This is a genomic window from Ancylobacter pratisalsi, from assembly GCF_010669125.1.
Classification (GTDB): Bacteria; Pseudomonadota; Alphaproteobacteria; order Rhizobiales; family Xanthobacteraceae; genus Ancylobacter; species Ancylobacter pratisalsi.
The window spans coordinates 1225916-1238025 of sequence record NZ_CP048630.1 but is presented as its reverse complement, the minus strand read 5'-3'; the positions used below and the strand labels follow the sequence as shown (position 1 = coordinate 1238025).

The 12110-nt window shown below is 65.0% G+C and carries 10 protein-coding genes; 3 read left to right on the top strand and 7 right to left on the bottom strand.

Annotation, left to right across the window (positions count from 1 at the left end; all coding sequences use genetic code 11):
- Positions 1 to 5 precede the first annotated feature (5 nt).
- The 3 genes from oxc to G3A50_RS06030 form a co-directional block, all read right to left on the bottom strand.
- Entirely contained in the window at positions 6 to 1748 is a 1743-nt protein-coding gene (oxc, locus tag G3A50_RS06040; RefSeq protein WP_163074415.1) for an oxalyl-CoA decarboxylase, read from the bottom strand.
- A 42-nt stretch (positions 1749 to 1790) separates the two neighbouring features.
- On the bottom strand, positions 1791 to 2516 hold the full coding sequence (locus tag G3A50_RS06035) for a GntR family transcriptional regulator (protein WP_163074414.1): 726 nt from the start codon (positions 2514 to 2516) through the stop codon (positions 1791 to 1793).
- A gap of 345 nt (positions 2517 to 2861) precedes the next feature.
- Positions 2862 to 3560 carry a GntR family transcriptional regulator gene (locus G3A50_RS06030; RefSeq protein ID WP_163074413.1) on the bottom strand — a complete coding sequence of 233 codons (699 nt, stop codon included), beginning with the start codon at positions 3558 to 3560 and terminating at the stop codon, positions 2862 to 2864.
- Between the two features lie 557 nt (positions 3561 to 4117).
- On the opposite strand from G3A50_RS06030, the gene oxlT (G3A50_RS06025) reads away from it, so the two are divergent.
- Both oxlT (G3A50_RS06025) and oxlT (G3A50_RS06020) read left to right on the top strand, forming a co-directional pair.
- Positions 4118 to 5386 (top strand): oxalate/formate MFS antiporter, encoded by a 1269-nt coding sequence (gene oxlT, locus G3A50_RS06025; RefSeq protein ID WP_425483450.1) that lies wholly within the window; start codon positions 4118 to 4120, stop codon positions 5384 to 5386.
- A 611-nt stretch (positions 5387 to 5997) separates the two neighbouring features.
- On the top strand, positions 5998 to 7332 hold the full coding sequence (oxlT, locus tag G3A50_RS06020) for an oxalate/formate MFS antiporter (RefSeq protein WP_163074411.1): 1335 nt from the start codon (positions 5998 to 6000) through the stop codon (positions 7330 to 7332).
- A gap of 145 nt (positions 7333 to 7477) precedes the next feature.
- On the opposite strand, the gene G3A50_RS06015 is transcribed toward oxlT (G3A50_RS06020), so the two are convergent.
- Positions 7478 to 7918: an NUDIX hydrolase gene (locus tag G3A50_RS06015; protein ID WP_163074410.1), complete on the bottom strand. Its 441-nt coding sequence runs from the start codon at positions 7916 to 7918 to the stop codon at positions 7478 to 7480.
- A 191-nt stretch (positions 7919 to 8109) separates the two neighbouring features.
- Between G3A50_RS06015 and G3A50_RS06010 the strand changes: the two genes are divergently transcribed.
- Positions 8110 to 9357 (top strand): lytic murein transglycosylase, encoded by a 1248-nt coding sequence (locus G3A50_RS06010; protein WP_163074409.1) that lies wholly within the window; start codon positions 8110 to 8112, stop codon positions 9355 to 9357.
- Between the two features lie 85 nt (positions 9358 to 9442).
- Here G3A50_RS06010 and G3A50_RS06005 read toward each other — a convergent pair whose 3' ends face one another.
- The 3 genes from G3A50_RS06005 to G3A50_RS05995 all read right to left on the bottom strand — a co-directional run bounded on the left by G3A50_RS06005 (position 9443) and on the right by G3A50_RS05995 (position 12097).
- The gene (locus tag G3A50_RS06005) at positions 9443 to 10330 is read right to left on the bottom strand and encodes a cation diffusion facilitator family transporter (protein ID WP_163074408.1); all 888 of its coding nucleotides are present in this window, start codon (positions 10328 to 10330) and stop codon (positions 9443 to 9445) included.
- 151 nt (positions 10331 to 10481) lie between these two features.
- Positions 10482 to 11387 (bottom strand): sugar kinase, encoded by a 906-nt coding sequence (locus tag G3A50_RS06000; RefSeq protein WP_163074407.1) that lies wholly within the window; start codon positions 11385 to 11387, stop codon positions 10482 to 10484.
- 116 nt (positions 11388 to 11503) lie between these two features.
- The gene (locus tag G3A50_RS05995) at positions 11504 to 12097 is read right to left on the bottom strand and encodes a lysozyme inhibitor LprI family protein (RefSeq protein ID WP_163074406.1); all 594 of its coding nucleotides are present in this window, start codon (positions 12095 to 12097) and stop codon (positions 11504 to 11506) included.
- Between the last annotated feature and the right edge of the window lie 13 nt (positions 12098 to 12110).

The following is a 12110-nucleotide window of genomic DNA, read 5'->3' as shown; positions in this document are numbered from 1 at the left end:
TGCAATCAGCTCTTCTTCTTCACAACGCTCTGCGGGTTGAGGCTGCCGATGTTGCCGCTCTCGCTGCCCGCGGCCGGATCGATGACCGCGTTGATGAGGGTCGGCTTGCCGGAGTTCATCGCCTCATCGACGGCGCGCTTCAGCTCGTCCGGGGTCGTCACATTGACACCGACGCCGCCGAAGGCCTCCATCATCAGGTCGTAGCGCGAGTTCTTCACGAACACCGTGGTGCCGGGATCACGACCGGTCGGGTCGGTATCGAGGCCGCGATAGATGCCGTTATTGTTGAAGATGACCACGCAGACCGGCAGGTTGTAGCGGCAGATCGTCTCCACCTCCATGCCGGAGAAGCCGAACGCCGAGTCGCCCTCGACCGCGAGCACCGGCTTGCCAGTCTCGACCGCGGCGGCGATGGCGAAGCCCATGCCGATGCCCATCACGCCCCAGGTGCCGACGTCCAGGCGCTTGCGCGGCTGGTACATGTCGATGACGCCGCGGGCGAGATCGAGCGTGTTGGCGCCCTCATTGACGAGGATCGCGTCGGGGCGCTCCTTGATGACCTGCTTGAGAGCGCCAAGAGCCGAATGGAAGTCCATCGGCGTGGAGTTCTTGAGCAGGCGCTGGGACATCTTGGCGATGTTGACGTCCTTGCGGGCCTTGATGGTCTCGATCCACTCCGACGGGGGAGCGGTCCAGCCGGCCTTCACGCCGTCGAGCAGCGCGGAAATGCACGAGCCGATATCGCCGACCACGGGGGCGACGATCTCGACGTTGGAGTCCATTTCCTTGGGCTCGATGTCGATCTGGATGAACTGCTTGGGCGCGTCACCCCAGGTCTTGCCCTTGCCGTGCGAGAGCAGCCAGTTGAGACGGGCGCCGACCAGCAGGACGACGTCCGAATCCTTCAGCACCGTGGAACGCGCCGCGCCGGCCGACAGCTCGTGGTTGTCGGGCAGAAGGCCCTTGGCCATCGACATCGGCAGGAAGGGAATGCCCGAGGTCTCGATGAAGCTGCGGATCTCGTCGTCGGCCTGGGCATAGGCAGCGCCCTTGCCGAGGATGATCAGAGGACGCTTGGCGCCCTTCAGCACGTCGAGGGCGCGCGTGATCGAGGCCGGGGAGGGGAGCTGGGCCGGGGCCGGGTCGATGACCTTGACCAGCGACTTGGCGCCCTTCTCGGCGTCCACGACCTGCGAGAACAGTTTCGCCGGCAGATCGAGATAGACGCCGCCGGGGCGGCCCGACACCGCCGCGCGGATGGCGCGGGCGACACCGATGCCGATATCCTCTGCGTGCAGCACGCGGAACGCGGCCTTACACAGCGGCTTGGCGATGGCGAGCTGGTCCATCTCCTCGTAGTCGCCCTGCTGAAGGTCGACGATCTCACGCTCCGAGGAGCCCGAGATGAGGATCATGGGGAAACAGTTGGTCGTGGCGTTGGCGAGCGCCGTCAGGCCGTTGAGGAAGCCCGGGGCCGACACGGTGAGGCAGATGCCGGGCTTCTTGGTGAGGAAGCCGGCGATGGCGGCAGCGTTGCCGGCATGCTGTTCGTGGCGGAACGAAATCACCCGAAGACCTTCGGCCTGCGCCATGCGGCCAAGATCGGTGATCGGAATGCCGGGCACTCCGTAGATGGTTTCGATACCGTTGAGCTTGAGCGCATCGATGACGAGGTGGAAGCCGTCGGTGAGCTCCTGCTCAGCGTCGGCGCCAGCGTTTACGTCAATCATTTGTGCGACTGCGGACATCCCGTTATTCCCTCCCAAACACATCCGGCGGGTTCTGCCGCCTTAATCTAAGTCCACATGGTTCTCGACATACCTAGCCAGTCTGAGCGTGTGGTCACGGACCAGACGCTCGGCGCGGTCCGCGTCCCGCGCTTCGATGGCGAGGATGATCTCAAGATGGTCGGACGCCGAACGCTGCGCCCGGTCCATCTCGAAGATCGTGCGGTGACGAATTGCCCGTACGTGAAAGAACAGGTTCTCCGTCATCGCCTCGAGCAGTTTGGAGCCGCTCAACCGTATCAGGGCCTGGTGGAACGCTATATTCGCGGAGGAATATTCGTCACACCGGTCACGCTCGATACGGGAAAGATCGAACTCCTTGAAAAAGGCTCTCAGCTCGGCAATTGCCTCATCGCTTGCGCGCTGTGCGGCAAGGCTGGCCGCCATGCTCTCCAGTGCCGCCCAGGCCTCGATCATCTCGACGATCTCGGCCTTGCTGCGGCGAACTACCAGAATTCCCCGCCGGGGCACGGCACGGAGCAGGCCTTCCTGCTCCAGCATCGCCACCGCCTCGCGGATCGGGGTCCGGCTTGCGCCAAGACGCTCCGAAATATCTCTCTCGTCGAGCAGCATCGGCTCACTTGAGCCGTAGATGTTCATGTTGGTGATGGCTTCCTTCAGAGCGGCGTAGGCCTTGCTCTTGAAGCTTTCCTTGGCCGGCAGTCGTTCGATGGCCAGGCCGTGCTCACCACTTTGCCAACGCTTGCTCAGTACCGCCTTGCTGCTCACAGACACGTCCTCTGCGGATAAACCGCCGGGGAATTCCCGAAACATTGGCATACCAAATACCAAGGTGTCAATCGGGATGTCTCCCTTTCCGGGGAGCGAAGCGCTCCTCTTCCCTAAAGTTATGTGCGCCCCCAATCCCTTTCTAACGTTGGGTTAGCGAGGGGATCGCCCATTCTCAGTATTCAGTATACCACGGCTTTGGACGCGTGGCGAGTTCGCATGAACAGATTGCGGGGCGGGATGTTCAAAAGTTCCGGCGCGGCGAGCGGCGAGCGGCGCGGACGAGCGAAAGCCGGGGCGCGCGCGGCACCCCGGTCTGGCGGCCGGTTGCTGAAACGGCGTGCCTCAGGAGGGGAAGCGGCCGTGCTTCTCCACATGGGCGGCAAGGCCCAGCGTGTGCTCGCGCACCAGCCGCTCGGCGAGATCCGCATTGCGCTCGACGAGCGCGGCGATGATGCCCCGGTGCTCCTGCATCGAACGCTCGGAGCGGTTTTCCTGTCGCACCGATACGGCGCGGATGCCGCGGATGTGGATGAACAGATTCTCCGTCATCTCGGCAATCATGCTGCAGCCGGAGAGGCGGATGACGGTCTGGTGGAAGCGGATATTGGCGTCCGAGTACTCGTTCATGTGCTCGGAGGGCGTGCTTTCCTCGAAATCATGGAACACCTCCCTGAGCTGGGCCAGCTCGCGATCGGTGGCGCGGTCGGCGGCGAGGCGCGCGGCCATGCTCTCCAGCGCGGCCCAGACGATGATCATTTCGATGATCTCGCGCTTGGACTTGCGCACCACGAAGATGCCGCGGCGCGGCACGGAGCGCACGAAGCCCTCCTGTTCCAGCACGGTGAGGGCTTCGCGGATCGGGGTGCGACTGACGCCGAGGTCCTGGGACAGCTGCCGCTCGTCGAGGCGGATCTCGCTGTCCTGGCCGTACATGTCCATCTCGGTGATGGCTTTCTTGATCGCGTCATACGCCAGTGTTCGCAGGCTGGTATTGGCCGCGAGAGGCGCGATGTTCAGTTTGGTCTGGTCGGCGCTTTCCACAGATCCGTTTCCTCGTCCATCTCGAGTATTTTTGTTGTCGCCAACCTCACAAACCGGCGCGCGGTGAGCGGACCGGAGGGGTCGATCTTGTTTGGCTGCGTGCCTGATTCCCGGCAGCGCCTTGGCGGTATAAACATCATATAACATATAATTAATGTCCATCAGCGGCTTTCGGCCGGTCTGGACGGTTTCCCTTCATCATCCTTTCGCATTGCACGAGCTCTCGGCATGGGCGTCGGATACGGCATGTCCGCGCCCCGGCGCGCTGTGGCGAGGGTCCCGGGCGCGGCATCGAGATGACGTTAGGGAAGATGATGGCAAGTATTCCCTAACGTCACATTCCCCAAGGGAAGTCATAACCCCCATATTTTTGGGATAGCTGGTATGCAAAATTTTGCATAATAAAAAAAACCGAGTATATTCCCTAGCGATCGTCGGCCGTAACTCCCGGGAAGGGGGTCGGGCTTCCGTAGATTCAACAAGAATAACAATAAGAATTTGGCTACTTACGTTTGGAAACGTTCGAGGATAAAATGGGCACTGCCGTAACGTCATCAATGAATAAGACACGTTGGCTTCAGCTGGTGTTCGGTGTGATCTGCATGTGCATGATCGCCAACATGCAGTATGGCTGGACGTTCTTCGTCGGCCCGATGCAGGAGCGTCACGGCTGGGATCGCGCCGCCATTCAGGTGGCCTTCTCCATCTTCATCGTCACCGAGACCTGGCTGGTGCCGATCGAGGGCTGGTTTGTCGACAAGTACGGCCCGCGCATTGTCGTCCTGGTCGGTGGCCTGCTCTGCGGTCTCGCCTGGGTGCTGAACTCCTACGCGACCAGCCTGACCACGCTGTACGTTGCCGCCGCGCTCGGCGGTATCGGTGCGGGCGCTGTGTACGGCACCTGCGTCGGCAACTCGCTGAAGTGGTTCCCCGACAAGCGCGGCCTCGCGGCCGGCATCACCGCCGCCGGCTTCGGCGCAGGCTCGGCGCTGACCGTTATTCCGATCCAGGCCGTGATCAAGAATCAGGGCTATGAGGCGGCGTTCCTCTACTTCGGCCTGGTGCAGGGCGTCGTGATCACCGTGATCGCGCTCTTCCTCATCGCGCCCAAGAAGGGCGATGTTGCCGCCATGGTGGCCCGCGTCGCCCAGTCGGCACGCGATTTCGCGCCGAAGGAAATGCTCACCACCCCGCTGTTCTGGGTGATGTACGCGATGTTCGTCATGATGGCCGCCGGCGGCCTGATGGCGACCGCCCAGCTCGGCCCGATCGCCAAGGACTTCCAGATCGCCGACGTTCCGGTGAGCCTGATCGGTATCACCCTGCCGGCCCTGACCTTCGCCGCCGCGATCGACCGCGTGCTCAACGGCCTGACCCGTCCGTTCTTCGGCTGGGTGTCGGACCAGATCGGCCGTGAGAACACCATGTTCATCGCCTTCGCCATTGAAGGCGTCGGTATCTATGCGCTGAGCGTGCTCGGCCATAACCCGGTGATGTTCGTTATCCTCACCGGCCTGGTGTTCTTCGCCTGGGGCGAGATCTACTCGCTGTTCCCGGCCATGTGCGGCGACGCCTTCGGTTCGAAGTTCGCCACCACCAATGCGGGCCTGCTCTACACCGCAAAGGGTACGGCGGCGATCATCGTGCCGTTCACCAGCATCATCACCACGATGACCGGCAGCTGGCACGCCGTGTTCGTCGCGGCCGCGGCGCTCAACATCATCGCCGCCGTCATGGCGATCGTGGTGCTGAAGCCGCTGCGTCACGCGCACAGCAAGCGTGCGGCGGAGACGGCGCAGAGGGCGCCCATCGTCGCGGCTGAGTAAGCGGCGGCGTTCGTCACCTACCTGACTTCGCCTTTTTGGGGCGCGCCTTCGGGCGCGCCCTTTTTGTTTGCGCGGGCGCCTGCGCTTCCAGATGGCCCGCCGTCAGACATCCCGATGTAATCCCCGATCTGAATCGCGCGGCGGCAAGGAAATCCGCCAGCGTCGGTCCGCCGCGACCTTCCGATCAGGCTGATCATGCGATGTAGTGACTTAACGGAAATCTGGTGGGTGGTTTCAATTATCTATGTAGATACGTAACGTAATCGCCGTCTGTGAAAATCGAATACAATATTAAAATTAAGAACGTAAATCGAATATATGTAGATATTTATACCTTACCAAGCGGGAATTGAACTATAAAAAGCCGATTGGCATACATAATATTGTGCAATATGATCATTAAGTAGCGGACCTGCCACGCAACGCTGCGTCAGCCTTGATGCGCCTGGGCGAGGCCAAAAACCTTATGGAGCTATCTGCCGCATCCGCGGCTGCCGAAGGCGGTAGAAAAACGCCTCGGCCAATCAAAAATGCCGGAGCCGCCCCTGGCAGGCTCCGCAACAAAAAGCCGGTCCGCGGCGAAATATGGATTGGGAGAGGAGACCGCCCCTTTGAGCACGTCTAAAATCACCGCCGCGGCCATCGGGCCGGGCAAGGACTTCTCGGAAAGCCGCCGCTGGCTGCAACTCGCGGTCGGCGTCATCTGCATGGTGGCCACGGCCAACATCCAGTACGCCTGGACGCTGTTCGTCCCCGAGATTCAGGAAACCTTCGGCTGGGAACGCGCGTCGATCCAGATCGCGTTCACCATCTTCGTGCTGGTGCAGACCTGGCTGGCGCCGATTGAAGGCTACTTCATCGACAAGTTCGGCCCGCGCGTGATGGTGGCCTTCGGCGCCATCATGATCGGCTCCGCCTGGGTCATCAATTCGGGCGCCACCACCCTGCCGGGCTTCTATCTCGGTGCGGCCGTCGGCGGCATCGGCGTGGGCTGCATCTACGCGACCTGCATCAACAACGCCCTGAAGTGGTTCCCCGATCGCCGCGGCCTTGCCGTCGGCCTGACCGCGGGCGGCTATGGCGCCGGCTCTGCCGCCACCATCCTGCCGATCGCGGCGATGATCGACAGCGCCGGCTTCCAGGAGACCTTCTTCTTCTTCGGCCTGCTGCAGGGCGGCCTCGCCTTTCTCGCGGCATGGTTCCTGCGCGGCCCGCAGGCCGGCGAGGTGAAGGCGTCCAACAAGCTCAACCAGAGCCGTCGCGACTACACGCTGAAGGAAGCCCTGAACACCAAGCTGTTCTGGCTGATGATCCTGATGTTCACCTGCGTCGTCACCGGCGGCATGATGGCGGTGGCCCAGCTCGGCGTCATCGCGGTGGATCTCGGCGTGAAGGAGTTCGAGGTCAATCTCTACTTCTTCACCATGGCGGCGCTGCCCCTGGCGCTGATGCTCGACCGCGTGATGAACGGCATCTCGCGTCCGCTGTTCGGCTACGTCTCGGACCATATCGGCCGTGAGAAGACCATGGTGATCGCCTTCACGCTCGAAGGCTTCGGCATCGTCGCGCTCGGCTATTTCGGTCACAACCCGTGGGCGTTCCTGATCCTGTCCGGTGTCGTGTTCCTGGCCTGGGGCGAGGTGTACTCGCTGTTCTCGGCGCTGGCGGGCGATGCCTTCGGCACCAAGCACATCGGCAAGATCTACGGCGTGCTCTACACCGCCAAGGGTATCGGCGCCCTGTTCGTGCCGCTCGGCAACATCCTGATGGAGGCCACCGGCACCTGGTCGACCGTGCTTTATACCGTGGCCGGCATGGACCTGTTCGCCGCCTTCCTGGCCCTTGCCGTGCTGCCGAAGGTGCTGAGCGCGCATGTCGCCAAGTCGACCGTCGCTCCACCGCCAGACGCGATGGAGCAGAAGGGCGCGGCCTCGGCCCACGCCTGATCCGGGCAACGGACTGATACGGGCGCACGCCCGACACGAATGGAGGGGCCTTCTTCGGAAGGCCCCTTTTTCGTGGGCGTTCGGGCCGGATGGCGGGGTGGAGACCGGCGGGCGCGGCTGGCCGGTGGGCGCCTGTCAGACGCGCTCAGACGTCGCCGGTCTGGAAGGCGAAGGCGGCGTCGCTGAGCCATTCGACCTTCAGGCTGGCCTCGGCGCCCAGCGCGGCGATTTCGACACGGTCGAACCAGCGGGTTTCCAGCGCATCGTCCGCCGCCTCGCCCTCGCCCGCCTGCCAGCGGCACAGCACCGCGATCATCGCGAAATGATGGGCCAGCCTGCCGGCCGCGTCGTGCTGGATGAAATCGAGCACGGTCAGCAGCCGGGGCGCATCGGCGACAATGCCGGTTTCCTCCATCAGCTCGCGCAGCGCGGCGTCGAAATGGGTCTCGCCCACTTCCATGCGCCCGCCCGGAAAGCCCCACAGCCCCTGGTCCGGCGGGTTGGCCCGGCGCACCAGCATTACCTGGTCCTCCCGCAGCACCACGGCGAGAACGGCCGGAACGGGGCGCAGCTCGGTCTGGTTCATGGGAAATTCCTGGAGATGGCGTGTCGCGGGCCACGCGGGGCGGCGGTTCGGGTAGGCTCGTTCCTGTGTCGCAAGCCCGATCGCGCGGCGCAAGGCGGGACGTGATGCGTCCGTCACCGCGAGAGTGCCGTATTTCCTGTAGATTCATGATTCGCTGCCCAATCGAACACGAAACCACCGGGGGAACCTTCATGGGCCGACTGACAGACAGGCTTCGCAGCGCCTTTGCCGCCGCCCTGCTGTGCGCGCCGCTCGCCATTCCCGTTTCAGCCGCGGCCCAGCAGCCCACGCTTCAGCAGTGCGGCAGCAATGGCGCGGGCTTCGACGCGTGGATGGCGCAGTTCAAGCAGTACGCGATCAGCCAGGGCATCTCCTCGCGCACCGTGGCGGCGGCGCTGAACGGGATTTCCTACGATCCCAACGTCATCGCGCTGGACCGCCGGCAGGGCGTGTTCGCGCAGAGCTTCTTCGAGTTTTCCGACCGCATGGTCGCCAATTACCGGATCCAGCAGGGCCGGAAGCTGATTCAGCAGAACCAGGCGCTGTTCAACCGTATCGAGCAGCAGTTCGGTGTTCCCGGTGCGGTGCTCGTGGCGTTCTGGGGGCTGGAGACCGATTTCGGGGCCAATATGGGTGACAAGCCCAGCCTGCGCTCGGTGGCGACGCTGGCCTGGGACTGCCGGCGGGCCGAGATGTTCCGTACCCAGCTGATGTCGGCGCTCAAGATCGTCGATCGCGGCGACCTGACGCCGCAGTCCATGCGCGGACCCTGGGCGGGCGAGCTGGGCTCGTTCCAGTTCCTGCCCGATCATTACCTGAACTTCGGCGTCGATTTCGACGGCGACGGGCGCGTGGACCTCCTGCGCTCGCATCCCGACGCGCTGGCCTCGGCGGCGAACTATATCCGCTCGATGGGTTGGAAAGCGGGGCAGCCCTGGCTGGAAGAGGTGCGGGTGCCTGCCAATCTGCCATGGGACCAGGCGGACCTGTCGATCAAGATCCCGCGTGCGCAATGGGCACGCATGGGTGTGGTGCGGGCCGGGGGCGGGCAGCTGCCGGCGGACCAGCTGACCGCCTCGCTGTTGCTGCCCATGGGCCGCACCGGCCCGGCCTTTCTCGCCTATCCGAACTTCGACGTCTTCACCGAATGGAACAACTCGCTGGTCTACGCGACGTCGGCGGCCTATCTCGCGACCCGCGTGGCGGGAGCCGGGCCTTTCGACCGCGGCGACGGCAAGGCGATCCCCAACCTGTCGATGGCGCAGGTGAAGGAACTGCAGACCCTGCTCAACCGGCGCGGTCACCATGTGGGCGGCGTCGATGGGATCGTCGGCTCGGCGACACGGCAGGCGGTGAAGGTCGAGCAGATGCGTCTTGGACTGCCGGCCGATTCCTACCCCACGCCGCAACTGCTCGCCGCGCTCCGCTCCGGGCGCTGAGCGTCACGTCGGGACAGGCACGGGCAAACCCCGCGCGAGGACGCCCGGAGGGCCCGGTTGCACGGGCCGTCCGGGTGGCTGGCGGCTACAGAACCGGAATGCCCTGCTGCTTGGCCTTGGCTTCCGGTTCGACATGGATGTTGACGAGGATGTCGCTCACCTCGGCCTCCAGCGCGTCCTCGATGCGGTCGCAGATGGCGTGAGCCTCGCACACCGGCATCTCGCCGGGCACGACAAGGTGGAAATCGACAAAGATCATCCGCCCCGCCTGCCGGGTCCGCAGGTCATGGGCCTCGATCGCGCCCGTGGCCTCGGCGGCGATACGTCGGCGGATCAATCCCAGCGTCTCCTCCGGCACGGCATGGTCCATAAGCCCGCCGACGCTCTCGCGCAGCACCGACCAGCCGGACCAGAGAATGTTCACCGCGACCAGTGCGGCGAGGATGAGGTCCAGTTTCTCCCAGCCGGTGGCGACGGCCAGGAAGACGCCGACCAGCACGCCGGCGGAGGACAGCACGTCGGTCAGAAGGTGCCGCCCGTCGGCGATGAGGGCCGGTGAGCGGGCGCGGCGACCCTCGCGCATCAGCACGGCCCACCACACCAGGTTGATCACGCCGGCCGCGGCGTTGACCGCAAGGCCTGCGGGCGCGGCATTGAGCGTCGTTTTCTCGAACCAGCCGGTATAGACCTCGCGGAAGATCGTCAGGGCGGCGACGACGATCAGCACGCCGACCACGACGGCGGAAAAATACTCAGCCTTCGCATAGCCATAGGGGTGGGCGGCGTCCGCCGGCTTGGCGCTCACGCGCAACGCGACCACGGCGGAGACCGCGGTGGCCACGTTGACCAGGCTTTCCAGCGCGTCCGAATAGAGCGCGATGCTTCCGGTAAGCAGATAGGCAAGATACTTGAGCGCCAGCACGAGGATGCTGACGCCTACGCTACCCATCGCGATCCGAAGGGACTGTGTCATCTGCGCCGCCGTTGTAACCACCGGCGCTGGGCGCCACGGGGGGCGACCGATATCCCCCCAGCCTCAAAAAATCAAGTTGTCACAATAACTTGCAAGTCATTCTCAAAAGCGTTCGCGTCTGGCCGAGGGCGCTAAGCCGGCGCCCGCGGCGTCATGCATTGGCCTGGCGCGGCAGGATCGCGCCGCGATGGCGGATGACCTGACCGGCCAGAACGTGGCCGGCCTCGGCCGCGGGACCGGGCGCCTGCCCGTCGAGCCGGGCGGCGAGATAGGCGGCGTTGAAACTGTCGCCGGCGGCGGTGGTGTCGACCGGATCCACCGGGCGCGGGATCGGCACGAACTGTGAGGCGCCGTTGGACATGACCAGTGCGCCTTCGGCGCCGTTCTTGACCACCACCTCGGGCACACCAAAGGTGGCGAGCCGATCGGCCGTCGCGGCCGGCGAGGCATCGCCCCACAGCCGCATTTCATCCTCGAAGGTGGGCAGCGCGATCGAGGTGCGCTTCAGGGCCTGGGCATAGACCGCGCGGGCCCGCGCCATGTCGCCCCAGCCGGCCGGGCGGAAATTGCCGTCGAACACGATGCGCGCGCCGCGCTCGCGCGCGAATTCCAGCGTCGCCAGCAGGCGGCCGAGCCCGGTGTTGGAATACAGTGCCAGGGTGATGCCGGAGAGGTAGATGACGCTGCTCTCGATGATGCGCTCGGCCACCGATTCCCAGTTGGGCAGCTCGAACAGCTCGCGGGCGGGCGAGGTGTCGCGCCAATAGGTGAAGCTGCGCTCGCCGCTCGGTTCGGCGTCTATGAGGTAGAGCCCCGTGGTGCGGCCGGGAACGCGCAGCATGTGGCCCGTGTCGATGCCTTCCGCCTCGGCGGTGGCGCGGATGGCATCGGAGTAGCGGTCGTCGCCGAGCGCGGTCGCGTACGCGGTCTTCACGCCGGCGCGCGCCAGATAGACGGCGGTGTTGAAGGTGTCTCCGCCGAAAGACAGGCCGTAACGCCCGTCCGTTCCGCGCGACAGCTCGACCATGACTTCGCCGATCGAGATGACCTTGGACATCAGATGCCTTTCCTGCTGCGGGACGCCGGCGGGTCGCCGGGGCGCGGGCTGATTGTGTGGCGCGCCAGACTCGTCTTATTCGCCGCCGCGGGCAACCCGCCTGCCCATATTCGCCCTCAGGGCGACAGATCGATGATGCGCACCGATGGGCCGGGCGTGGAGGAACGGTCGGCGACGCCCGGCTGGAGGGCGGGCGTCTGGGCTTCCTCGGGCGGGGGTGTCCACCCGGCGGGCGGGGAGTAGCGAAGGGCGAGGTCGGCCGCGCGGCTCTGATTGTGCGAGATCAGGCAGATCAGCCGCTGCCCGATCACACCGCTGCCCCCGAGCCTTCCGCCGACGCTGTGCGTGCCGTCGCGGCCCTCATAGGGCGCGATGCTCTGGCACTCGAAGTTGCGCCAGTTCACGAAACGGCCCTGTGCTTCGGTGAGAAGGTCGATCCAGCGCCGGCGCTGCGCGGGCTGGAGGTCGCCGAGCGCCTTGATCGACGCCTCCGCCCCGGCGAGCGCGCCGGCGAGGTCGCGCTCGCTCTGCGCCTGTTCCCGGTTCAGGCAATCGAGATAGGCGCGCGCCGGCATCGCCTGCGAATCGCAGCTCGCGACGATGCGCGCCTGGGCCGGCGGGATTGCGGCCGGCAGGAGAGCGGCGACCGTGAGGGCGCCGAGCACCCGCACCGCGCCGGACCGCGAAAGGGAGTGAGCGCGCGCCGCCATTGCCGATCCCCGG

What these genes read in the sequence shown, in the direction of transcription:
- oxc (WP_163074415.1), bottom strand. Translation starts at nt 1,748, where the DNA reads ATGTCCGCAGTCGCACAAATGATTGACGTAAACGCTGGCGCCGACGCT.
- oxlT (WP_425483450.1), top strand. Translation starts at nt 4,118, where the DNA reads ATGAATAAGACACGTTGGCTTCAGCTGGTGTTCGGTGTGATCTGCATG.
- G3A50_RS06015 (WP_163074410.1), bottom strand. Translation starts at nt 7,918, where the DNA reads ATGAACCAGACCGAGCTGCGCCCCGTTCCGGCCGTTCTCGCCGTGGTG.
- G3A50_RS06010 (WP_163074409.1), top strand. Translation starts at nt 8,110, where the DNA reads ATGGGCCGACTGACAGACAGGCTTCGCAGCGCCTTTGCCGCCGCCCTG.
- G3A50_RS06005 (WP_163074408.1), bottom strand. Translation starts at nt 10,330, where the DNA reads ATGACACAGTCCCTTCGGATCGCGATGGGTAGCGTAGGCGTCAGCATC.
- G3A50_RS06000 (WP_163074407.1), bottom strand. Translation starts at nt 11,387, where the DNA reads ATGTCCAAGGTCATCTCGATCGGCGAAGTCATGGTCGAGCTGTCGCGC.
- G3A50_RS05995 (WP_163074406.1), bottom strand. Translation starts at nt 12,097, where the DNA reads ATGGCGGCGCGCGCTCACTCCCTTTCGCGGTCCGGCGCGGTGCGGGTG.